The organism is Okeania sp. SIO3I5 (genome assembly GCF_010672085.1).
Lineage (GTDB): Bacteria > Cyanobacteriota > Cyanobacteriia > Cyanobacteriales > Microcoleaceae > Trichodesmium.
This window is the reverse complement of record NZ_JAAHHT010000028.1, coordinates 15,014-38,464: the sequence shown is the minus strand read 5'-3', so window position 1 is coordinate 38,464 and position 23,451 is coordinate 15,014. Positions and strand designations below refer to the sequence as shown.

The window sequence follows — 23,451 nt, the reverse complement described above, 5'->3', positions numbered from 1 at the left end:
ATGGGGAATTAAATTAGCTCAAGATAATGGTTTAAGAAATTCGGTGCGGGAGCATTTACAAAAGTCAAAAAATCCAGATAATTTAGCGCCTTTGTGGAATCCTAAAAAATTGGCAAAAGAGATGTATCAGGTATTTGCTGAACTTTTGGTTTAATCGGATTAGTTCTTTTTCAATTATTGTTTTAGGTATAAATTGCATTCACAATCAAATCTATAAGGGCTAATTAATGAAGTTGAATAATTGAAAATTAATTGAATTATCTGCTAGAATACATAAGTAATTATAACTTATATTCCTTATTCCCTATTCCCTAGAAAATAGGGACATAGAAAAAATTTATAGAGACCGCAATCTCTTGCCAAAAGATTTTGGAAATAGTAGAGAAAGCTATTCTCTAATCATTCTTAGAGGGTGAATCTCAGATGCGCCAAAATACTTTTCTCCCCTATTCCCTATTCCCTATTCCCTATGGGGAATTAAATTAGCTCAAGATAATGGTTTAAGAAATTCGGTGCGGGAGCATTTACAAAAGTCAAAAAATCCAGATAATTTAGCGCCTTTGTGGAATCCTAAAAAATTGGCAAAAGAGATGTATCAGGTATTTGCTGAACTTTTGGTTTAATCGGATTAGTTCTTTTTCAATTATTGTTTTAGGTATGATTTGCATTCACAATCAAATCTCTAAGGGCTAATTAATGAAGTTGAATAATTGAAAATTAATTGAATTATCTGCTAGAATAAATAAGTAATTATAACTTATATTCCTTATTCCCTATTCCCTAGAAAATAGGGAAATAGAAAAAATTTATAGAGACCGCAATCTATTTCCAAAATCTTTTGGAAATAGTAGAGAAAGTTATTCTCTAATCATTCTTAGAGGGTGCATCTCAAATGTGCCAAAATACTTTTTCCCCTATTCCCTATTCCCTATTCCCTATTCCCTCAAATAGAATAAATGCTGAATATCATAGCAGTCAGCAAGGAATTAAAAGTGAGAGATATAAATCAAAGATGTAGCGATCGCTATAATATTGAGGCCATGGCAACTATCCAATCCAATTTAATCTAAATTCACATATCTCCAGAGCGAACTTAAACCCAAGAGGTAAATATGTCAACCAGAGAATTTATTCTGAGATTTATTAAACGCTATCCCTTCAAAATAAGCTGATGAGGCTACAGCAGAAACTTATATGGACGAGCAAGTTTTGGCCAAAGCTTCCTATGAAGCTCGCGGCTTTCTCAATTCAATTATTGGTTCTTTAAGATTGCTGGCAGATGACATTGTAGATACACCCGAGGAGCAAGGAGAACTTACAGAAGAAGCCTATAAATCTGCAGTTTCTTTGTTAAGAACTTTAGAGGTATTTGAAAATAAACTTAAGTAATGTTTAGTGCAAATTGAAGTGGCCTGCTTCTACATCCTGTTTAAATTTATATAGTCTTGTTTCTAGTTCCACTGTCAGTTCTTCAATACGGCGATCGCTACTTAAAGTGGGACTTACTGTTTTAGCAATTTTAGCTAGTTGTTGTGCTGTGCGTTTTTGATTAAACCAGTGAGTAAAAGAAGCACGAATGGCAGAACGACTACCTTTAATACCTTTAATACCACGAATACCATATTGTGGCGCTAAGTCTCTCATTTGCATCAACCAATGAGGTTTATATTCTACCCCTACTGATGCAGACCAATCTTGCCATTTGAATTCTAGGATTCTCTCAGTTGTGTGAATAGGAATCCAGGGAACTCGCAAAGCATCCCCAACAATAGCTCCGTGCATTGCTTCAGTTAATAAAACTTCCGTCTCGGCGATCGCCTTCATTACTTTTTCAATGGGCCAACGGGCATCTATGTACCCAAATCCTATTTCCTCGCAAATACTTCTCCAAGTTTGATCTGCTTGCTTAGATTGAGTAAAATGAGGCATATAGGCAAATTTATGAACTTTTTTACCAGTCGGTTGAAATACCCTCCTAATTAAAGCTGCACCATCTGTTACCGCCACATCTTCGGATAAACCCAAAGCTTTAGCAGATAGAGGACCACGTACACAGTAAATAGTCCAAGAATCATCAATATTAGGAATGCCTTTGTTGTAACCTACCCCACTGCTAAATACAACTATTTTTTTAGCATTTGGTACTCGTTCGTGGATGAGATTGTTCAGTAACGTACCGATGCCGATAAAAGCCGTTTCCTCATTTTGATCCAAGATACCAGGAATTAACTTGTCCCACAACCAGGCGTTGAGTTCGTCCCCAAAATTAATAAGTCCAGGTTTTTTGCTTGGTGGTCTGTAGTGGAAAAATTTCATATTGTTACCAAAACTATAATACTGTAATTGATTCGAGATTTTAGCTAATAGCAGATAGCCATTGTTGAGCGACGTTATCCCACGTCTCATTTTTAACTAATTTTTGAAAGTGGAGTCTCAGTTCTGCCAATATTTCGGGCTTTTTTAGCAATTCTATAACTTTATCCGCTAGAGCTTCTTGTGTTTCTCGAATAAATGGATCTCCAGGCACCCTCACGCAGTAATCTTTCTCCCCAAAAACTGCATAGTTAGTAGTAACGGGAACGCATCCCACCATTACTGATTCCCTGATAGAAATACAATCTATTTCTTCATAAGCACACCCATAATAATGGATAGCTGAAGTAGACTTTTCATACATTAATTGATTATGACCTATACTACCATGTTCGATTACCCCCGGTTGCTTCATCAATTCCATCATTTTCTCCTTCCAAGGGATTAATTCTTTACTACTATCTCTTTTCGTCCATCCATAATAAACATGAAGCTCTGCTTTAGGAATTTCTTTTTTAATAAATGGCCATCCCCACATTAACATGAATTCTAAACCTCGATAGTACCTAGAAGCGTATACTAATCTATATGGCTGCTTTTCGTTTTTACTCAATTCTAAAACATTAGAATCAGCACCATTATTAATAATCACAAATTTATCATCAGGTATGTCTGGTAATAAATTACGCTGGTAATAACTTTTAGCAAAAATTTTATCGTAGCGACTTAAATATATAGGATTAAATGTAATTATATCGTGCCAATCAAACCAAATTCTTTTTGCCTTAGCGAAAGTAGGCAACATTTTAGGATGTCGCCATATAATCAAAGTATCAAAAGTATCGTACCAGTTAATTTTGTCATAGTTAATATATTTAACTCCTCCATATATACCCTCTTTATTGCCACAATTCGTAAAAATTGTCACATCATATCCTTGCTTTACCCATTCTCTAGTCAAAAAGAATACTGAACTATCTGAACCACTTGCACCCTTAGTTTTAAGATCGGATTCTAATACTAAAAACCGCTTTCCTAGAAAATATACAATTGACTTTTCCTGCCATTTTTTTGCACTTAATTTTTTACTTAAGTCCTTACTAAAGGGGATTTGAGATTTGAGCCAATTTTTAACTATTCTAATCATACACTGTTTGCTCCTAAAAAAAGTTATGTTAAACTTGAGACTGTTAGGTTACAGTCATAAATATCTATAAATTTTCTCTCAAATTAAGACTGATTAAATATTTTTTCCTTAGGGAGAATAAAATTCTATTGATTTTATGAATACTACTTTAACCTAATAGTTAGTGGCGCTCGCCTCGACTGTAAAATAAAAGATAGTAGAACGATACATTTTACTTCATTATATAATACTTTATTTGGGCAGCAAAAACAAAATGCTTTTAAAAGGGTTATTAAATAAAATCAAGTCAAAGTGGTTAAAGTTTCAACAGAAACTAAATCCTAAAACTTGGCAACAACGCTCGATTGTTTATTACACTGGTCATACCTCTTATGAATGGACACCTGAAAATCTGAAAGTGGGTATTGGTGGTTCAGAAAGTGCGATTATTTTCTTAGCTAGGGAATGGTCTCGACTGGGTTATCAAGTTACTGTTTATAATAATTGTGGTTCTCTAGGTAAAATTTATGATGGAGTGGAATATATTCATTATTCTCAGTTTAATCCCTATGATAAGTTTGATACTTTAATTATTTGGCGTTATCCGTGGAGACTAGATTCAAACACTAAAGCTAACAGAATTTTTCTTGATATACATGAAGTTCTATTGCCAGAACAAGTAACTCCACAAAAGTTAGGTAAGTTTGATAAAATATTTGTTAAATCTCAATACCATCGTAGTTTATTACCAGAAATTCCAGATAGTAAAATCGCTATAATTACTAATGGTGCAGATACAGCTTATTTGGAATATATTAGCCTCCCAAAAGAGCCATATAAAATTATATATGCTTCTAACTATATTAGAGGTTTAGAAAGAATGCTACTTTGGGGATGGCCGATAATTAAGAAAGAAGTTCCTGAAGCAAATTTAGATATTTATTATGGTTGGCATACTTTAGATGAAAGTAAACCCGAAAATCGGGAATGGAAAGCTAAAATGATTGAGTTAATGGAGCAACCAGGAGTGAGGGAACATGGCAGAATCGGAGTAGATAAGTTGCTCGAAGAAAAAGCTACTTCTGCTATTCATTATTATGGGTGTACTTTCCAAGAAATTGATTGTATTTCTGTGAGAGAATCAGCTATGGTAGGTTGTGTACCAGTAACTACAGATTATGTGGCTTTGAGTGAAAAAGATTACTGTGTTAAAGTTGCAGGAAATCCTTATGAAAAAGATATACAAGAATCTATTGCTTATCAAATTGTTGAGTTGTTAAAAAATCCAGAAAAATTGGCTGAAATACGAGAATCTAATCAAAAATTAGTCCGAAAAGAAACTTGGGAAAATATTGCCAAAACTTGGCTGTTAAATTGGGAATAAATATAAGCATTTCCTGCGGAATGCTACGCAAACAACAGTCAGTCTTCAGCTATCAGCTATTGTTTTTGTTTGAGATTTAAACCATACTTTGAAGGCTATACTTTATGAATATCTCTCTTAAGATAAAACTATATATAGCAATCCTATTTGAGTCGTGTAGAAAATTTGATTAATGCTTACGAATAAATTCAAAAAAGGAGATAATCATAGTTATGCCAATGCCTAATTTTTTACTAATAGGTGCAGCTAAAGCCGGAACTACATCATTATTTTACTATTTAAGGCAACATCCGCAAATTTATATGCCATCGGGATATCAAAAAGAACCAGAGTTTTTTGCCTTAGAAGGAGAAAAGTTAGAGTATTCCGGACCTAATGGTATTTATAGGAAGAAAAATAGAATAACAGATATAAATAGCTATAGGAGTTTATTTGATGCAGTAACAACAGAAAAAGCAATTGGGGAAGCTTCTACTGTATATATTTATAGTAAAAAAGTGCCTGAAAAAATAAGGCATTATATACCTGATGCTAAAATAATTGCTATTTTGCGAGACCCTGCGGAAAGAGCATTTTCTCATTATTTATTTTGGTCTTCTCAAGGTTTTGAACCACATACTGATTATAATTTTGCTAAGGCTCTAGAGGTAGAAAATAAAAGAATTCAAGAGGGTTGGAGTGATAATTGGCATTACGTTCAAAGAGGCTTTTATTATCAACAACTCAGACGTTACTATGAAATATTTACTCCTCAGCAAATCAAAGTTTATTTGTATGAAGATTTGCTTGCAGATAAAACTACTTTAAGTCAGGATATATTTAGATTTTTAGAAGTAGATGATCGATTTGTACCAGACTTTCAGAGAAGTTTTAAGCAGACTACGGTTCCCAAAAATAGAAATCTAAATATACTTTTAAATAGACCAAATCCTTTAAAGGCGATCGCTAAACAATTAATCCCTACTAGCATCCGCAAAAAAATAGGCGATAGTCTCAAAGAAAAGAACCAGGGTAAACCCAAATTATCACCAAAAATTAGGCAGCAATTAATTGCAGTCTATCGCGAAGATATCCTCCAACTTCAAGATTTAATCGGAAAAGATTTGTCATCGTGGTTAAAGTAAAGTTAGGGTGCATCTAAAATATTTGCAAAAATACTTTTTTCTATTCCCTATTTCTTGTTCTCCATTTGCTAAAAGTGATAAATTTTTAGCTTTCTTCAAAATTGAGATGTACCCTTCAATAATTAATAATTAACAATGAATAATTAATAATTACCTCTTCTTTTTAACAAGAGGTAAGGTTAAAAAGGAAATTTTTTTCTTCTCTTGGTCGATTGGATATGGCGTTTAGCTAGCGCAAAACGCCATCCCACCCTTCGGGAAGCTCCGCTTTTTCCTGACGGAATGCTCCGCAAACATGTCGCGCAGCGTTAACGTAGTTATGCGTAGCAAAACGACCGCTTTTTTCTCCTTGAAAAGAGAGGCTTTAAACCTTTATTTTTCGGTAAAATTATGTTATTTAATTCAACTATATTTATTTTTGTATTTTTACCTATTTCTTTACTAGGATTCTTTTTCCTAGCGAACCAAGGTTTTAAATTTGTCAGCATAACTTGGTTATTATTAACATCCCTATTTTTTTACGGTTATTGGAAACCAGCTTACCTAATACTATTGTTAGTTTCTATTTTGGTAAACTATGGCTTTGGGAGTGCAATTAATAATAGCAAACCAGGTAGTAAACAAGCAAAAATCTTACTAATTTGTGGTATTGTCATCAACTTAGCATTAATTGGATATTACAAGTACGCAGGTTTTTTACTTAAATCTGTTAATTCGATATTTAATATTGACTTACCAATTTCCGAAATTATTCTACCTCTAGCAATTTCCTTTTATACATTTACTCAAATTGCTTACTTAGTTGATACATACCGTCAAGAATCTGAAAAATATGATTTCCTAAAATACAGTTTATTTGTAACTTTTTTCCCTCAACTAATTGCCGGACCTATTTTACGCCACAATGAATTAATTCCTGAATTAAATCAAACTTCTACCTTTAAATTTTCTCATAAAAATCTGGCAATGGGATTAACTTTATTTGTCTTAGGATTATCCAAGAAAATGTTAATTGCAGATACTCTTTCACCTTGGGTAGCAGAAGTTTTCAATAATCCTAATCAAGTTAGTTTTATAGAAGTATGGGTAGGAGCATTATGCTACACATTCCAACTATATTTTGATTTTTCTGGTTACTCCGATATGGCAGTTGGTTTAGGATGGATGTTTAATATTCACCTGCCAATTAATTTTAATTCTCCCTATAAAGCTCAGTCAATTTCTGATTTTTGGCGACGTTGGCACATTACTCTCTCTAATTTTTTGAGAGATTATCTTTATATACCATTGGGAGGCAATCGTAAAGGTAAAATACGTCGTTATATTAACCTACTTATTACCATGTTATTAGGAGGATTATGGCATGGAGCAGGTTGGACTTTTGTAGTTTGGGGTGGTTTACATGGGATGTATCTAGTAATTAATCATCAGTGGAAACAATTAAATCTAAAAATTCCTTCTATTTTTTCATGGTTAATTACTTTTTTAGCAGTAGTTTTTAGTTGGGTATTATTTAGATCTAGTAACTTCAAGGATGCCATGACATTACTGAAGACAATGGTAGGCATAAATGGCATAATTTTACCAGGTAAATTAGATGGGATTTTATCTTGGTTAACACCATTGGGGGTTAAATTTGAAGGTGAAGGAATATTATCTACCTTCTCTCATCTCCCTGGGGATAATCCGACAAGTTTAGGCATAAATATAATATTTATTACAGCACTTTTAGTAGTTGTAACTTTCTTTCCTAATACAATGGAATTGATGGAGAAGTTTTCTCCGACAAAAAAATGGGCATTAGCAATTTCTGTCTTAGGAGTTACTTGTTTAATTTCACTGAATAGAGTTACTGAATTTCTGTATTTTCAATTTTAGAAACAGATGAATGCTTATCGAATTTTTAATTATTGGTTAGCGGGATTAATTCCTAGCTTTTCTTTATTAGTTTTTGGATTTAACTGGTTAATTAATCCCTGGGGAGTAACTAATAGTCCCAAGATTCAAAGTTTGAATGTGTCTAAACAAGCTACCGTAGATAATGCCAGATTATATAAAGCTGTCGATCTTATTCGTCATAATGCTCAAACAATTTTGCTTGGTACTTCTAGAGTAGAAACTGGCATTAATCCTAATTCCTCTCTACTAAAAGAATATCAACCTGTATACAATTTAGGTATTCCAGCGGCAAGTTTATATGAACAAAGGCGTTATCTTGAATATGCAATTGCTCATCAACAAGAGTTAGAGTTAGTAATTTTAGGAATCGATCTCTGGTCAATTACTCATCCCTTTAAAACTATGGAGGGTTTTAGCGAAGCTAGACTAAAAAGCAAATAACTCGATCCGATAGAGTTTTTTCAGATAAATTTTTCCCTCAATACTTTCAATCAAAGCTTAGAGACAATTCTCAGAAATAATTTAAGAAATAGGTATACTTATTATGATGAAAAAGGCTTGAGAAATACTGAATATTTAAGGGGTGTAAAGTTTACAGTTTGGTTGCCTTATGTAGTCAATAAAAAAGAATACGAAATTAATCAATTTGCATTAGAAAATTTAAAATTAATTAAGGAAATTTGTCAAAAAAACAAGATTAAACTAATAGCATTTATTACCCCTCCTCATGCAAGTCATGTAGAAGCTTTATACATAGCAGGATTTGGTCATGTTATTCCAGAAATAAAGCGACAAATTGTTAAAGTTATACCAGTTTGGGATTTTTATGGCTACAATAGCATCACAACTGAACCTCTGGATAGGGTTAAAAATTATCGGGATAGCGCTCACATAATTCCCGATGTAGGAGATTTAATTTTGAGCCGAATTTTAAGTTATCAAGAACAAACTGTACCAGCAGATTTTGGGATTATGATTACTCCAGATAATATTGAATTTGAAATAGCAAAAATGCAGGTAAACAGAGAGAGTTGGGGTAAGCAAAATACTAAGACAATAGAATATTTACGAAGTCTGGTAAAGTAGTTATTAATTAATCTAGGAAATAACTGAAAATGGAATTGATGGAGAAATTTTATCCGACAAAAAAATGGGCATTAGCAATTTCTGTTTTGGCAGTTACTTGTTTAATTTTACTGAATAGAGTTACTGAATTTATGTATTTTCAATTTTAGAAACATGATGAATAGTTACAAATTTTTTAATTATTGGTTTTGCGGATTAATCTATAGCTTTTTTTTATCCCTCGTTGGATTTAACTGGTTGATTAATCCATACGGTGTAACTAATAGTCCTAAAATTAAAGGTTTAAATTCATCTAAACCTGCTACTGTAAACAATACAAGATTATATAAAGCTGTCGATATTACTCGTCATAATGCAAAAACAATTTTGCTTGGTGCTTCTAGGATAGAAACAGGAATTAATCCCAATTCTTCTCTACTAAAAGCATACCAACCAGTCTATAATTTAGGTATTCCAGCGGCAAGTTTATATGAACAAAGGCGTTATCTTGAATATGCAGTTGCTTATCAACCAGAGTTAGAGTTAGTAATTTTAGGAATCGATCTTTGGTTAATGGCTAATCCCAGAAAAACTAGACAAGGTTTTAGCGAAGCTAGACTAAAAAGCAAAGGTCTAAGTCTCAGAGAATTTTTAGATATAAATTTTTCTATTGATACTTTAACTAAAAGTATAGAGACAATCTCTAGCAATAATTATCGGGTTAAATATAATTATTATGGTGAAAATGGCTTGAGAAATACTGAATATTTAAGCAATATAAAGTTTACACATTGGCTGGGAAATCCCCTAAATAGAAAAGAATACAAAATTAATGAATTTGCATTAGAAAATTTAAAATTAATTAAAGAGATTTGTCAAAAAAATAGCATTGAATTAGTAGTATTTATTACCCCTCCTCATGCAAGTCATATAGAAGCTGTTCATATAGGGGGATTTGGTCATGTTATTCCGGAAATGAAGCGAGAAATTGTGAAAATTATGCCTGTCTGGGATTTTTATAGTTATAATAGTGTCACAACTGAACCTCTGGATACCGTTACTAATTATCGGGATAGTTCCCACATGAAAACAGAGGTTGGAGATTTAATTTTGAGTCGAATTTTCGGGGATCGAGAACAAACTGTACCCTCAGATTTTGGGGTGATGATTACTCCAGATAATATCGAATCTGAATTAACAAAAATGTCGGATATAAGAAAAAGTTGGCTCGGAGAACAACCAGAAACGGTAAAATTTTTGCACGATCTTAAACAGGGTAAAACTTCTTTGTAATTTACTTTAGCTTTTTCGGGAAATATGAATCAATTAAATAAAGCAGAAAAAATCCAACCAATACACTACTCAACGAAATTCTAGAATTAAAAGTAGAAGCAATTCCAGATTTTCAGGCTGTAATTTGCCAATAAAAACAATTAACCTACAAACAACTTAATCAAAAAGTTAATGAACTGGAAAACTACCTAAAAAACAAGGATTTATACTAGAAAAACGAGTTAGTATCTATGCCAAAATAAACTTAGATATAGTATCGAAAATTTTGGGGATAATCAAAGCAAGAGAAACGTATATTCCCCATCTCATTTTCCTAGAGATAAGCAGATAAATTTAAGCATAAATCTAATATTTGTTACAGTGCTTTTAGTGGCTTTATAGCGGTTTTGATCAAGGTAGACTACAAAACTTCTTCCTTCTTCCTTTAAACCCAAATCTCTGTATTCTATAAAACATGAAAACTGCTATAACTTATTTTTCTAACACTATAGAATTGATGGATAAATTTTCTCCAACAAAAAAAATGGGCATTAGCAATTTTTGTCTTGGGAGTTACTTGTTTCATTTCACTCAATAAAGTTTATAAATTTCTGTATTTTCAATTTTAGAAACATGATAAATACTTATCGAATTTTTAATTATTGGTTAGCAGGATTAGCCTCAAGTTTATCAATATTAGTATTAGGATTAAATTGGTTTGTTAATCCTTATGGAATAACTAATAGTCCTAAAATTAAAAGTGTGAATTGGTATAAACCAGCAACATCTGACAATACAAGATTATATAAAGCGGTCGATATTACCCGTCAAAATGCTAAAACAATTCTTCTTGGTGCTTCTAGGATAGAAACTGGAATTAATCCAGATTATTCAGCGTTAAAACCATATCAACCAGTTTACAATCTTGGGTTAGCAGGAGGAACCATATATGAACAAAGGCGTTATCTTGAATATGCAATTTCTAATCAACCAAATTTAGAAATGGTAATTTTAGGAATTGATTTATGGTTAGTTGCTAGTCCTTACAAAACTAAAGCTGGTTTTAGTGAAGCGAGACTTGAAAATAAAGGGTTTAATTTCATATATTTTTGGCAAATTAACTATTCCTTGAATACTTTAATTGAAACTAAAGATACTCTGATTGAGAACTTAAATGGTAAAGTATATAAGTACCATAATGAAAATGGGTTAATAGTTAGTAGAAATCAGTATGGAATTTATGCCAAGTCTTTTACACAGTTTTTGCCTGGTCAGGTGAATAGAAAAGATTTTACAATTAGTCAGCTAGCAATAGATAATCTCAAGTTAATTAAAGAAATTTGTCAAGAAAACAATATTAAACTCATCGCTTTTATTACTCCTCCTCACGCTAGTCAAATAGAAGCTACTTACATAGCAGGATTTGGTAATGTTATTGAACAAATGAAACGAGAAATAGTGAAAATTATGCCAGTTTGGGATTTTTATGGGTATAACAGCATTACCACTGAACCTATTGATAATGTCAAAAATTATTGGGATAGTTCACACTATAGTCTTGAGGTGGGAGATTTGATTTTGAATCGCATTTTGGGTTATCAAGAAGAAACTGTACCAGCAGATTTTGGAGTTATGATTACTCCAGATAATGTTGAATCTGAATTAGCAAAAATGTCGGAGAGAAGAAAACTTTGGCTGGTAGAACAACCAGAAACGGTAAAATTTTTGCAGGATCTTAAACGTTAAACTTCAATTTTAGAAGCACTATGAATACTTATCGATTTTTTAATTATTGGTTAGCAGGATTAGCTTCAAGTTTATCAATATTAGTATTAGGATTAAATTGGTTTGTTAATCCTTATGGAATAACTAATAGTCCTAAAATCAAAGGAGTAAATTGGTATAAACCAGCAATAAAAGATAACATTAGATTGTATAAAACAGTAGATGTTACCCGTCATAATTCCAAAACAATTTTGCTTGGGTCTTCTAGAATAATAAACGGAATTAATCCGGATTCTCTTGTCTTAAAACAATATCAACCAGTTTACAATCTTGCCTTAACAGGGGGAAATATATATGAACAAAGGCGTTATTTAGAATATGCCATTTCTAATCAACCAAACTTAGAAATGGTAATTTTAGGAATTGATTTATGGACAGTTGCTGACTTCTACAAAGGTAAACACGATTTTAGTGAAGATAGACTTAATAGAAAAGGACTTAACTTAATAGATTTTCTTCAAATCAATTATTCCTTTAATACTCTAGCTAAAGGTAAAGATACTATTTTTGACAATATTCACAATCAAAAAAGACGTAGTTATATTAATGAGAAAGGTTTAATAGTAGTAAATCGTCAATATTTACCAGATGGAATATTCGAGCAGTGGTTGCCTGGTCAGGTAAATAAGGAAGATTACAAAATCAGTCAAATAGCTTTAGATAATCTAAAATTAATTAAGGAAATTTGCCAAGAAAACAACATTAAACTTGTTGCTTTTATTACTCCTCCTCATGCTAGTCAAGTAGAAGCTATTCACATAGCAGGATTTGGTGATGTTATCGAACAAATGAAGCGGGAAATTGTCAAAATTATGCCAGTTTGGGATTTTTATGGATATAATAGTATTACAACTGAACCGATTGATAAAGTCACAAATTATTGGGATAGTTCACACTATAGTATTGAGGTTGGAGATTTAATTTTGAATCGCATTTTAGGCTACCAAAAAGAAACTGTACCAGCAGATTTTGGGGTGATGATTACTCCAGATAATATTGAATCTGAAATCGCAAAAATGCGGGCAAAGAGAGAGAGTTGGCGCCAGCAAGATACTAAGACAATAGAATATTTACAAAATTTAGTAAAGTAATTCTTGATTAATCTAAGAAGTAACTGAGAAATGAAAAAGAAAGTATTGTTTATTACTGGAAGCGGTCACTGTGGTTCTACATTATTGACTTTAATGTTAGGAAGTCACCCAGACTGCTTTGGGTTGGGGGAATTAAATAGCTTGCCTAATCATTACAAAACTAATATACCTATCTGTGGTGTTTGTAAAGAAAAATGCAGTTTTTGGGATGAGTTAAATCCCAAAGAATTAAAATTGCTGGCAGCAGTTTTAGGCAATAGCAGGTTAAATAAATATATTCCTTTGAAGTTGGAAAAAACTATGAGGAAAATTTTGCGGCAAGACCAAGTTTTTAACCCCTATACATATTTGTTTTCCCTACGAAAAGAGAATGTATTTGTTGATGCTAGTAAAGCTGTCGAATGGATTAATCAGAGACTTGATGCTCAGGAATTTACCTCTGGAAATCTGGAATCTTATCTCATACATTTAGTCAGAGATGGTAGAGCAGTTCTAAGTTCATATTTACGTCGGTTTAAATCTCTAACAGCAGAGAGTTATGCACAAGAATGGCGAGAAAAAACAATTCTGAAAAATCAACTTTATGACAAGTTTCCAGCAGAACGAAAAATGCTTATCCGCTACGAAGAATTAGCTACTGCACCTGAAAAAATATTAACAAGAGTATGTAATTTATTGGGGATAGAGTTTACTTCACAAATGATTCCTTACTGGCAGTATGACCATCATGTAATTTCTGGTAATTCAGGTGTTCGTTCTCTGATATGGAGAAGTAAACAGGAGGAAGTAGAGGCAGATGTAAGGAAATATCAGGGTGAATATTATAATAATCAAGGTCTAAAAATAAAATTAGACTTACGGTGGAAGAAAGAATTATCAGAAGAACAGGTAGCAGTATTTAATGACATTGCAGGAGATATAAATAAACCTTACGAATGGAATCAGGATTAGAATGATTACTCAAAAAAACACGGAAAAAATAAAGATGTAAAGATGTGACAAAAATTTAAAATTTAGCATCCTTAGCAGTAGTAGTTTACTTTTAGTATTAGAAATTTGAGGAAAAATGAATCAATTAAACCAAGTTAATCAAACTGAAACTATAAAGTGTTTCAACGAAATTATAGAATTAAAAGTCGAAGCAACTCCAGATTCAACAGCTATAATTTGCCAAGACAAACAATTAACTTACAAACAACTTAATCAGAAAGTAAATCAACTGGCAAACTACCTAAAAAAACAAGGAGTTGTACCAGAACAACGAGTTGGTATCTGTGCAGAAAGAAGCTTAGATATAGTCATCGGAATTTTGGGAATAATTAAAGCAGGAGGAGCATATATTTCTCTCGATCCAGCTTATCCTCAAGACAGAATATCATTCATGTTTGAAGATACTCAAATTCCTATACTGTTAACTCAAAATCACCTCAAAAAACACCTACCTCCAACCAATATTCAGACAATTTATTTAGATACAGATTGGGAGAAAATTGCTCAAGAAAGTACAGAAAATCCTGAAACCCAGCTAACCCCAGATAACCTAGCTTATATTATCTACACTTCCGGTTCCACAGGTAAACCTAAAGGAGTAGAAATTACCCATAGCAATATTTCCTATTATTTAGAAGCGATCGCTAAAGTCTTACCCATTACAGAAAACGACACCTATCTCCACAGTGCTTCCTTCTCTTTCTCATCCTCCATTCGACATTTAATGTTACCTCTTTATCAAGGAGCAAAAATAGTTATTGCCACCAAAGAACAAACTAAAAATCCCCTAAAATTATTTCAATTAATTGCCCAAGAAAATGCAACAGTATTAGATACCGTAGCTTCCGTTTGGCGTTATGGTATTCAAGCATTAGAAAGTTTAGATCTAGAAGGAAAAAATCTGATTAAAAACTCCCAACTAAGAGTCTTAGTTTTCTCTGGTGGATTACTACCATGTAAATTACTCAAAAAAGTACGCAGTCAATTTGACAGACAACCACAAATTTTTAATATATATGGTCAAACCGAAACATTAGGAGTTTGTGCATATCCTATTCCTCCAGATTTTGATCGAGAAGAAGGATATGTACCTGTCGGTAAAATTTATCCCCATAACCAAATTTATATTGTCGATGAAAATCTCCAACAAGTTGCTTTTGGAGAGAGTGGAGAACTTTGTATTAGTGGTAATAATTTACCAAGAGGTTATCTAAATCGTCCTGAAAAAAATGCTGAGAAATTTATCATTAATCCTTTTAAACCAAACACCTCAGAAAGATTATTTAGAAGCGCAGATGTAGCACGTAAACTTCCAGAATCAGAAGGTAATATGGAAGTTTTAGGTAGGCTTGATTTCCAAGTAAAAATTCGAGGGATGCGGGTAGAAACTGGGGAAATAGAATCAAAATTAGAAGAATATTCTTTAATAAAAGAAGCAGTAGTTAGTGCAAAAGAAAATCCAGATGGTGAAACACAATTAGTTGCTTATATAGTTCCCAAACCAGGGGAAAATTTAGATGACAAAACTGCTCTTTACTCAGAATTACGGGATTCTTTAAAAGAAAAATTACCCGATTATATGATACCAACTACCTTTATGGTTTTATCGGCATTGCCTTTAACTCCTAATGGTAAATTAGACCGTTTAGCATTACCAAAACCAACTCCAGAAATAGATAGAAGTCAAAAATTTGTTGCTCCTAGAGACAGTTTAGAAAAAGAATTAATTGGGATTTGGGAAAGAGCATTAGATGTAAAATATATCGGAATTCAAGATAACTTCTTTGCATTAGGAGGACATTCGTTGCGTGCAGTTAAGTTATTAAATGAAATCGAACAAAAATACAATAAAGTTTTACCTTTAGCAATTTTTTTTGAAGCTCCTAATGTTGAAAAACTAGCAGAAATTCTTCGTAAACAAGAAACAGAAAATATTTGGTCTCCACTGATAGCTATTCAACCAGAAGGTTCAAAACCTCCCCTATTTATCAGTCATGGAATTTTGGGCAATGTGATGAATTTTAAAGATTTAGCAGCTTATTTAGGCAAAGACCAACCTGTGTATGGAATACAAGCACAGGGATTAGATGGTCAAGAAACTCCTCTATCTTCTCTTGAAGAAATGGCTGCTAGAAATATTAAACTTATTAAAACAGTGCAACCTGAAGGACCCTATTTTTTAGGTGGATTTTCTTTCGGAGGATTAGTTAGTTTTGAAATGAGTCAACAACTACTTAAAGCAGGAGAAAAAGTAGCATTTTTGGCATTGTTTGATACCTATAGTCCGTTTGCTCGCCAAAGGGTGCAAACACCTCCATCTAATTTAGGAGAAAAGTTAAATTTTCACTGGGAAGGTTTTGCTAAAAAAGGAGTAAATTATTTACTTGATAAAGTTAAAATGAGGCTAAAAATTAACGGTAAAGCTCCAAAGAAGTTCAAGAATTTACCTTTATCTAGTTCGGTAATTCAAGCAAGTCGTAAAATTCGAGAGGCCAGTCGTTTAGCAAAGCAGAAATATACTATCCAACCTTACTCTGGGAAAGTTACCCTATTCCGAGCCTTCAAACAACGACCTCTTGATGAAGGTTGGATTTTAGAACCTTTATTCGGTTGGGGAAAATTGGCAGAAGCAGGAGTAGAGGTTTATGATGTTCCTGGGGGTCATGGTTCTCTCCTTTTAGAACCCCATGTCTCTGTTTTGGCTGAAAATGTAAAAGCTTGTTTGAAAGATGGTATGAAATAATGAACAATCAATTACCTCCAATTTATTTTTACTTACCTCGACAAGATTGGCCGAATCAGTTTCCAGATAGCCTTGAGGAATATCGTCCACCTAGCGTTTTTGGTACTTGGATTATCCAAACCTATCTGCGGTTGAAGGAAATTCAATTTCCTTGCCAGTTAGTTGATACAATGCCCGATGAAGGAATAGTGGTAGTCTATCGCTATTCTTTGCCAATTGATATAAAACCACCAGACAATTTGCTATGGGTAGGTATTAAGGGAGACCAAAATCCTCACCCTTACGTTCAGGTTCATTTGGTTCAAAATATGGCGGAATTGGCGGCCCCGGCCATACAAATTCAAGACCTTGGCGAAGATCGATACTTATTGCCTGGAAAGCGGTTTTATATGCCTCATTGGCCACAACCAGGAGTAATTCCGCGAAATCCCAATAGAGGAGATAGATTTGAAAATGTGGCTTATTTTGGCATTAGCTATAACCTAGCACCTGAATTACAAGAAGCAGTCTGGGAAGAAGAACTCCAGAAGTTGGGGTTGGTATGGCAGACAAAAAAACGTAACTTTTGGCATGATTATAGTGAAGTTGATGCTATTGTTGCTGTCCGTAGTTTTGATGGGAAAACTGACTATCCTTGGAAACCTGCCTCAAAGTTGTTTAATGCTTGGAATGCTAATGTGCCAGCTATTTTAGGAGTGGAGTCTGCTTTTCAAGGGGAACGTAAAAGTGAATTAGATTATTTTGAAGTAAAAAGTGCTTCGGAGGCGATCGCTGTTTTAAAGCGTCTTAAAGATGACCGGGAGTTACGTCGAGCTATAGTAGAAAATTGTCAAGTCAGAGCAGAAGAGATTAAACCAGAAAATATTGCCAAGCGATGGAGTGATTTTTTAACAAAAGTTTGTGTGCCAGAATATTATAAGTGGCGATCAGCATCTGCTTGGGAAAGACAAAGATTTTTCTTGAGTCGGCAAGCAGCTTTGAAAATTGTGAATATTCAAAAGAAGTTGCTTACTGCAATATAGCAATCAGGAATGATTTCTGAGAATCAAGTCCTGAAAGGGTGACAAATAAGAAAAAACCTTTTGGGATAAGCTTTTCAGCAACGCCTCCTCGACGACAATGAATGAGCAATGCCTACACAAGCGCTCCCCTACACAAGCGCTCCCCTACACAAGCGCTCCCCTACTCCCCTACTCCCTAATCCCTCTTTTCTAGAGATACTCTTAGGGCTTCTATAAGGTGAGGCATTACAGATTATAGTAGTTTAACTTAAAAATCAGACGTTTTTTCGTCTAAAACTCTCTCATAGCAAGAAAGCTTTGTCTCAATCTAAAGTTAAATGACTATATCTATCATCCAATACGGTTCATTGAAGACGAAAACTCATAAGGCATGGAACCATGATATGACCCTCATCGACCTATTTCCCTGTCGGTATTTGGATGTAAGCCAAGTATTTCTAATGCTTTTATAAGGGTCACATAACTCATATAGTTTTTGTGAACTTAAACTTATATGAGTATATATAAGCAAATCAAAAACTGTTTGTCAACCTTCTTTAAATTACAGAACTGCCAAAAAAATCTTTAACTGAACTGTATTGATCTATAAAACCAGTTTTTTGCTCATCGGATTATGAACAAAAATCAAATAAAAATTTGAAAACATATAAAAATACGCCTTGGAAAAATTTTAACCATAAGCCATTTTCATGTAGACTTCTGTGATAGGCTAAAACGATTTCGACAAAATAGATATTAGAAGTCAATACTAAAACGATTTCGACAAAATAGATATTAGAAGTCAATACTAAAACGATCTAGTTATGACTACAAAAGTATATACAACAGAAGCAGCATTTTTACTAAATATATCCACAGGTAGACTGCGAATACTACTTAAACAAGGCAGAGTAGTAGGAGCTTACAAGGAGGAAAGGTTATGGATGATTCCTCTTAACAGTCGAGGAGTACCAGAAATTATACCCGGTCGTCGCGGTCCTGAAGGAACCTGGAACAAAGCTGAACGTACAGGAAATACATTTGTTCATGTTCTACGAAAAACTATTGACTATAACCGAGATAATAAAACTTCTTATCCAGCAATTGCTGTGAAAGTAGGAGATAAAAAAGATTATTGCCACGCCCTAAAAATTAAGGGACCATGCCTTATAGTTTATCAGCCACACCACCCTAACAGAAGTCAAGCAGGCGGAGCCCGTCTGTGGATTGAGGTTGAGCCAAAACACCGAGTAGAGCGTCTATACTTTTCAAATGGAGATTATGGTCCGCCTCCAGAAGTTACTCAACAGAGGCAAAAGCTGAAAAGAAACAAGAAAAATCAAAAGTCTTCAAAGAAGAAACGTTCGAGAAAATCAAAATCTTAGGTGTTGCTTAATTAAGGGATGAACCTTTACAGAAAAGGTAAATTCCATCTTTTACTTCCTTATTTTTCTAATATCAAATAATGTATTAACTGCGTTAATACAAAAAGAAAAGCAGAGAAAATAACTCAGCAATTACCAAATGAAACTGACTGAAAAACATATAATTAAGCCTAGACATTCTAATTATAGCAATTCTCAATTAGGATATAACATTTGATCGTAGGGGTTTGGTTTCCAAATCCCATTTATGCTTGGGGAAAGGAGACCAAACCCCTACAGTTTTTTCACAAATCATTTAGGATTGTTATATACTGATAACTGATAACTGATAACTGATAACTGAAATGACAGATGGAATTTATACCCTCGCGAATGATGTTGTCTATGATCAACTCATTGCTTTACTAAATAGTATAGAGGTTAATCTTGGTTCAGACTTTCCAGTTTGTGTCATCCCTTATGATGATCGCCAAGAGAAAATTATACCTGAAATTAAAGGCAGAAAAAATGTACAATTATTAGACAATCGGGAAATATTAAATCGGTGGGAAAATTTCTCGACAAAAATCTGGGAATCTCATCCAAATGCTTTTGCACGTTGGCAGGAAAAAGGGGTTTCTGGAGTAAACCGGATGGGGATGCACCGTAGATTTTGTTCTTTTGATTTAGAAAGTCCGTTTGAGAGATTTATTTTCTTGGATGCTGATATATTGGTGCTAAATTCTTTCGATTATCTCTTGGAAAAACTAAATCAAAATGACGTAGTTGTATATGATTTTCAATATAAAGATCCTACTCATGTCTACGATGTTAATTCGCCTAAATTACTAGAAATTTTTAGTCAAGAAAGGATAGACTCAGAAATATTTTGTGCTGGTTTGTATGCCTCAAAAAAAGGTTTCTTTCCAGAAGAAAAGCGGAGTTGGTTATTAGAAGAATTAAAATCTGGCGAGGCAGAAATTTTATATATTAATGGTCCTGACCAATCAATTATTAATTACATGATGATGCGCTCAGAAGCCTCAATTTATAATTTTTCTCTGCATTTATCTCCAGAAGAAAAAACTGGTTGTTCGGTAACTTCTCCTCATTTTGAATATCGGGATAATCTACTTTATGATAAGGGTGTAAGATTAACTTATTTACATTATATTGGTGTTTCATCTAAAGCATTTACTAGGGTTTGTGCAGGGGAAAATTTAGACTTTCCCTATCGAGAGATATTTTTACACTACCGCTATCTAAATGAACCTCAGAAAAAACCTCAGTTTATAGGGAAACCAAAACCTTATAATCCTCCACCAAGTTTAATAGATAAAATCTTCAAGAAAGTTGGATTATCAAGTTGAGGAGAAATTAGAATGAAAGGAATTTATATTGTCGCTAATGATAAGGTACTTGATAACACAATTGCTCTGCTGAAAAGTATCCGGTTATATGACCCTGATACTCCAATTATGATGATTCCTTTTGATGAAAATTATCAGCAGGTAGCAGAAATTGTCACAAGTAATTATGGGGTACAAATTTATCCATATTTGGAATTTGTAGATAATCTTTGCAACAAACTCTATAACATTTTTGGTCAAGGCTTTTTTAACACTCCAAACAAACAAAAAAAACAAGCTTGTTGGTTCGGACCGTTCGATGAGTTTCTCTATATTGATGTTGATATTGTTGTCTTTGAAAAAATTATTGATAATCTCAAATATCTGGAAGATTATGATTTTCTCTGTTGCGACTATCAACATTTAAGTGGGATGAAAAATGTTTTTACATCCAAAGTTCTAGAAGATAAAATCTTTACTGAAGAACAACTTCAGGATGTATTTAATAGTGGATGGTGGGCATCAAAGAAAAACTTATTTACAGAAAATCAATTATATGAAACCTTTGCTGAATGTGCTGCTAATACCCAATATTTTGACTTTTCAGAAAAAACCACAGATCAACCCATATTTAATTATATAGTATTAAAACATATTGCTCGGCGATTGAATCTAGTTAAACGACCAGAAGGAAAAGGTCCTGGAAGTTGGGCAGGTAGTTCTCATTTTCAACGGGAAGGCGATCGCTTGATTGACTCGAAAGTTGGTAAACCTGTACAATATTTACATTGGGCAGGTTTTCGGATTGAACCAGGATGTCCTTATTGGGATATTTGGGAGGATTATCGATATCTGGGGGAAGCTAAACCAACACACTATCCTCAAAAGACTGAAAAGAAAAAAAGTTTGGGGAAAAGAGTTATTGATAAGGTTAAAAATATAGCTCGGCAAATTAAGGGTTAAAGTTAAAAGTCAAAAGTTAACAATTAAAAGTTATCTCTAATATTAAATCAGTTAGTATTGGTAGAATTCTTGCCTTGTAGGGGTTTGGTCTCCAAACCCTCTAGAAACTAGGAGTTTTCACTCTTTTCTGATGGTGGAATTATATCACACCAAAGCTAGCGGATTTTGATATAACTCATTTCCTTCAAAAAAAAATCCTTAATTAAACTGTATTAATTTATCTCAACGTTGCTTGAAGACCCGCGCTCTCCCGCAGGGGAGCTAGGGCATGAAAACCAATCAATAAGAGCGCTTTTACAGATAAGCATGTTAAAATACAAAAACTCAACTAAAAACCAAGGTTGATGATATTAATTGTTTTTTTCAAGTCCCGTCGCCGTTCGCGTAGCGTCCCGGAGGGAAGGGGCACTCGGAGACGTTAAACGGATACGGAGGAAGCTTGATTACTGGCAAGCCAGCATTTTCCAGTGAGGTGTCAACCCGCCCTGAGTCTTTCCAGTAGGGGCGAACGGCCGCCCCTACAGTCTGTTGGAGTGATGGATTGTTTCCCGCGCTGTCTCACAGAGCAGCGTCGGGAGGATGTCAAAGACTCATTTACTTTAGGACTTGCTCAATAGCTTGTAAAATTTTCTTGTAATGGTTTGGCTTCCAAATACCTTATGTGTTTGGGTATGTTTTTGGGTTTGGAGAGCAAACCCCTACAGTTTTTTTAACAAATCATTTTCTTCCTTATGCGCTTGGGTTTGGAGAGCAAACCCCTACAGTTTTTTTAACAAATCATTTTCTTCCTTCTTTATTCAATGTTCCACTGATAAGGTTTATTTAGTTCCCCTGCGAAAGAATTAAAGATAGCTAGATTATCCACAGATAACTCATTTTTCCAACGTAAATCCAACTTAATCTGTAAACCCATTTGCTCATAATAACTACCGTGAATTTCTTCCATCCCTTTCTTTTGTTTTAAACCTCTATATTTTCTGATTAAAGCATTAGTACCTCTACTGCCAGTAATATGATGGTGTTCATGTTTCCAAAACTCAACCATATCGGGGAAAAATTCTATTCCTAAGAATTGACAGATATTAGTTAATACTTCTTCTGGTTTAGTTGCTAATTCTTCATAACGAACAAGCATTTTTTGACCTCCAGAAAACTTGTCATAGAAATCCTGCTGTTCTTTAAACAACCTTACCCACTTTTGAGTAATTTCCGATATTGTCTGCTCTGGATAAATTCTCGAATATGAGTTAACTACTGCTCTACCATCTCTAACCATCCGAATTAAATAAGAATCAATTACACCCTTTTGGAACTCTCTATTTTTCAATTGCTGGGAAACCCATGAAAAATATTTACTTGAATCAACCAATATTTGAGTTTTTGTTTTCTCAAAAAGAATAGTATATGGGTTAAAAATATCGTCTTTCCCTACTAACTCCCTGACAAATCTTTCAATCTTCAAAGGAATATATTTATTGAATCTATGATTACTAATTCCAGCAGCAAACCTCTTCAACTCTGCCTCGTCAAAGTTATCTATCCAAAACCTACTTTCCTTTAAAGCAGCTAAATTTCTTTGTCCTTTATTTACCAATTTTTGGGGTAACTTACTAATTTCTCCCAGAGAAAAAGCTTGGGGATGACTACCTAACATTAAATCTAATAGAGTCGAACCAGAACGACCTATTCCCAGAATAAAAATGACTTTTTTCTTATCCATCAGTTAATACAGTTCAGTTAAGGATTTTTTAAAAAAGGAAGAAGAAAGAAGAAAGAAGGAAGAAGGAAGAAAGAAGAAGGAAGAAGGAAAGTAAATACAGAATATTTCGGCTAAAAGATGAAAATAATTAGGGCTTGCTGATTAAATATAAAAGCATTGACTCCTAAAGGTTTTAGCCTGTAATGGTCTTGAAAAAGTACAAGGTTTTTGTTCTAGGGAGTTCAAAAAGTTAGGATTTTGAGTTGACTGTGGCAGAAAAATC

Annotated in this window: 18 protein-coding genes; 15 read left to right on the top strand and 3 right to left on the bottom strand. The window is 33.6% G+C overall.

All coding sequences use genetic code 11. The annotated features are described in order from the left end of the window. Nucleotides 1-1,194 precede the first annotated feature (1,194 nt). Nucleotides 1,195-1,389, top strand: a complete 195-nt coding sequence (locus tag F6K40_RS08855) for a hypothetical protein (RefSeq protein WP_293134314.1) — start codon at nucleotides 1,195-1,197, stop codon at nucleotides 1,387-1,389. A gap of 3 nt (nucleotides 1,390-1,392) precedes the next feature. Here F6K40_RS08855 and F6K40_RS08850 read toward each other — a convergent pair whose 3' ends face one another. After that, on the bottom strand, nucleotides 1,393-2,406 hold the full coding sequence (locus F6K40_RS08850; RefSeq protein ID WP_293134312.1) for a polysaccharide pyruvyl transferase family protein: 1,014 nt from the start codon (nucleotides 2,404-2,406) through the stop codon (nucleotides 1,393-1,395). Next, nucleotides 2,357-3,460: a glycosyltransferase family protein gene (locus F6K40_RS08845; RefSeq protein WP_293134309.1), complete on the bottom strand. Its 1,104-nt coding sequence runs from the start codon at nucleotides 3,458-3,460 to the stop codon at nucleotides 2,357-2,359. The genes F6K40_RS08850 and F6K40_RS08845 overlap by 50 nt, the downstream gene beginning before the upstream one ends. A 253-nt stretch (nucleotides 3,461-3,713) precedes the next feature. On the opposite strand from F6K40_RS08845, the gene F6K40_RS08840 reads away from it, so the two are divergent. The 14 genes from F6K40_RS08840 to F6K40_RS08775 all read left to right on the top strand — a co-directional run bounded on the left by F6K40_RS08840 (nucleotide 3,714) and on the right by F6K40_RS08775 (nucleotide 21,469). Further along, nucleotides 3,714-4,823 carry a glycosyltransferase family protein gene (locus tag F6K40_RS08840; protein WP_293134306.1) on the top strand — a complete coding sequence of 370 codons (1,110 nt, stop codon included), beginning with the start codon at nucleotides 3,714-3,716 and terminating at the stop codon, nucleotides 4,821-4,823. Nucleotides 4,824-5,035: 212 nt separating this feature from the next. After that, nucleotides 5,036-5,947, top strand: a complete 912-nt coding sequence (locus F6K40_RS08835) for a sulfotransferase (RefSeq protein ID WP_293134303.1) — start codon at nucleotides 5,036-5,038, stop codon at nucleotides 5,945-5,947. A 390-nt stretch (nucleotides 5,948-6,337) separates the two neighbouring features. Continuing rightward, on the top strand, nucleotides 6,338-7,825 hold the full coding sequence (locus tag F6K40_RS08830) for an MBOAT family O-acyltransferase (RefSeq protein WP_293134300.1): 1,488 nt from the start codon (nucleotides 6,338-6,340) through the stop codon (nucleotides 7,823-7,825). 6 nt (nucleotides 7,826-7,831) lie between these two features. Then, on the top strand, nucleotides 7,832-8,287 hold the full coding sequence (locus F6K40_RS08825) for a hypothetical protein (RefSeq protein ID WP_293134298.1): 456 nt from the start codon (nucleotides 7,832-7,834) through the stop codon (nucleotides 8,285-8,287). Between the two features lie 117 nt (nucleotides 8,288-8,404). Beyond that, nucleotides 8,405-8,932: a hypothetical protein gene (locus tag F6K40_RS08820; RefSeq protein ID WP_293134296.1), complete on the top strand. Its 528-nt coding sequence runs from the start codon at nucleotides 8,405-8,407 to the stop codon at nucleotides 8,930-8,932. 237 nt (nucleotides 8,933-9,169) lie between these two features. After that, entirely contained in the window at nucleotides 9,170-10,204 is a 1,035-nt protein-coding gene (locus F6K40_RS08815) for a hypothetical protein (RefSeq protein ID WP_293134293.1), read from the top strand. Between the two features lie 612 nt (nucleotides 10,205-10,816). Continuing rightward, nucleotides 10,817-11,929: a hypothetical protein gene (locus F6K40_RS08810; RefSeq protein ID WP_293134290.1), complete on the top strand. Its 1,113-nt coding sequence runs from the start codon at nucleotides 10,817-10,819 to the stop codon at nucleotides 11,927-11,929. A 20-nt stretch (nucleotides 11,930-11,949) separates the two neighbouring features. After that, nucleotides 11,950-13,059, top strand: a complete 1,110-nt coding sequence (locus tag F6K40_RS08805) for a hypothetical protein (protein WP_293134287.1) — start codon at nucleotides 11,950-11,952, stop codon at nucleotides 13,057-13,059. A gap of 30 nt (nucleotides 13,060-13,089) precedes the next feature. Continuing rightward, nucleotides 13,090-14,010 carry a sulfotransferase family protein gene (locus F6K40_RS08800; RefSeq protein WP_293134284.1) on the top strand — a complete coding sequence of 307 codons (921 nt, stop codon included), beginning with the start codon at nucleotides 13,090-13,092 and terminating at the stop codon, nucleotides 14,008-14,010. Between the two features lie 115 nt (nucleotides 14,011-14,125). After that, nucleotides 14,126-16,792 carry a non-ribosomal peptide synthetase gene (locus tag F6K40_RS08795; RefSeq protein ID WP_293134281.1) on the top strand — a complete coding sequence of 889 codons (2,667 nt, stop codon included), beginning with the start codon at nucleotides 14,126-14,128 and terminating at the stop codon, nucleotides 16,790-16,792. After that, a complete protein-coding gene (locus tag F6K40_RS08790; protein WP_293134278.1) occupies nucleotides 16,792-17,814 on the top strand; it encodes a hypothetical protein in 1,023 nt (340 codons plus the stop codon). Before F6K40_RS08795 ends, F6K40_RS08790 begins: the two co-directional genes overlap by 1 nt. Before the next feature lie 803 nt (nucleotides 17,815-18,617). Beyond that, nucleotides 18,618-19,178 carry a DNA-binding protein gene (locus F6K40_RS08785; RefSeq protein WP_293134275.1) on the top strand — a complete coding sequence of 187 codons (561 nt, stop codon included), beginning with the start codon at nucleotides 18,618-18,620 and terminating at the stop codon, nucleotides 19,176-19,178. Between the two features lie 344 nt (nucleotides 19,179-19,522). Next, nucleotides 19,523-20,527 (top strand): Npun_R2821/Npun_R2822 family protein, encoded by a 1,005-nt coding sequence (locus tag F6K40_RS08780; RefSeq protein ID WP_293134272.1) that lies wholly within the window; start codon nucleotides 19,523-19,525, stop codon nucleotides 20,525-20,527. Between the two features lie 12 nt (nucleotides 20,528-20,539). Beyond that, a complete protein-coding gene (locus F6K40_RS08775) occupies nucleotides 20,540-21,469 on the top strand; it encodes an Npun_R2821/Npun_R2822 family protein (protein WP_293134269.1) in 930 nt (309 codons plus the stop codon). 793 nt (nucleotides 21,470-22,262) lie between these two features. Here F6K40_RS08775 and F6K40_RS08770 read toward each other — a convergent pair. Continuing rightward, complete coding sequence (locus tag F6K40_RS08770) at nucleotides 22,263-23,189, bottom strand: sulfotransferase family protein (protein WP_293134266.1); 927 nt, start codon at nucleotides 23,187-23,189, stop codon at nucleotides 22,263-22,265. Nucleotides 23,190-23,451: the final 262 nt, after the last annotated feature.

Bases quoted from the DNA above. Each gene is read 5' to 3' on its own strand.
- F6K40_RS08855 (WP_293134314.1), top strand. From the start codon at position 1,195: ATGGACGAGCAAGTTTTGGCCAAAGCTTCCTATGAAGCTCGCGGCTTT.
- F6K40_RS08850 (WP_293134312.1), bottom strand. From the start codon at position 2,406: ATGAGACGTGGGATAACGTCGCTCAACAATGGCTATCTGCTATTAGCT.
- F6K40_RS08845 (WP_293134309.1), bottom strand. From the start codon at position 3,460: ATGATTAGAATAGTTAAAAATTGGCTCAAATCTCAAATCCCCTTTAGT.
- F6K40_RS08840 (WP_293134306.1), top strand. From the start codon at position 3,714: ATGCTTTTAAAAGGGTTATTAAATAAAATCAAGTCAAAGTGGTTAAAG.
- F6K40_RS08835 (WP_293134303.1), top strand. From the start codon at position 5,036: ATGCCAATGCCTAATTTTTTACTAATAGGTGCAGCTAAAGCCGGAACT.
- F6K40_RS08830 (WP_293134300.1), top strand. From the start codon at position 6,338: ATGTTATTTAATTCAACTATATTTATTTTTGTATTTTTACCTATTTCT.
- F6K40_RS08825 (WP_293134298.1), top strand. From the start codon at position 7,832: ATGAATGCTTATCGAATTTTTAATTATTGGTTAGCGGGATTAATTCCT.
- F6K40_RS08810 (WP_293134290.1), top strand. From the start codon at position 10,817: ATGATAAATACTTATCGAATTTTTAATTATTGGTTAGCAGGATTAGCC.
- F6K40_RS08805 (WP_293134287.1), top strand. From the start codon at position 11,950: ATGAATACTTATCGATTTTTTAATTATTGGTTAGCAGGATTAGCTTCA.
- F6K40_RS08800 (WP_293134284.1), top strand. From the start codon at position 13,090: ATGAAAAAGAAAGTATTGTTTATTACTGGAAGCGGTCACTGTGGTTCT.
- F6K40_RS08795 (WP_293134281.1), top strand. From the start codon at position 14,126: ATGAATCAATTAAACCAAGTTAATCAAACTGAAACTATAAAGTGTTTC.
- F6K40_RS08790 (WP_293134278.1), top strand. From the start codon at position 16,792: ATGAACAATCAATTACCTCCAATTTATTTTTACTTACCTCGACAAGAT.
- F6K40_RS08785 (WP_293134275.1), top strand. From the start codon at position 18,618: ATGACTACAAAAGTATATACAACAGAAGCAGCATTTTTACTAAATATA.
- F6K40_RS08780 (WP_293134272.1), top strand. From the start codon at position 19,523: ATGACAGATGGAATTTATACCCTCGCGAATGATGTTGTCTATGATCAA.
- F6K40_RS08775 (WP_293134269.1), top strand. From the start codon at position 20,540: ATGAAAGGAATTTATATTGTCGCTAATGATAAGGTACTTGATAACACA.
- F6K40_RS08770 (WP_293134266.1), bottom strand. From the start codon at position 23,189: ATGGATAAGAAAAAAGTCATTTTTATTCTGGGAATAGGTCGTTCTGGT.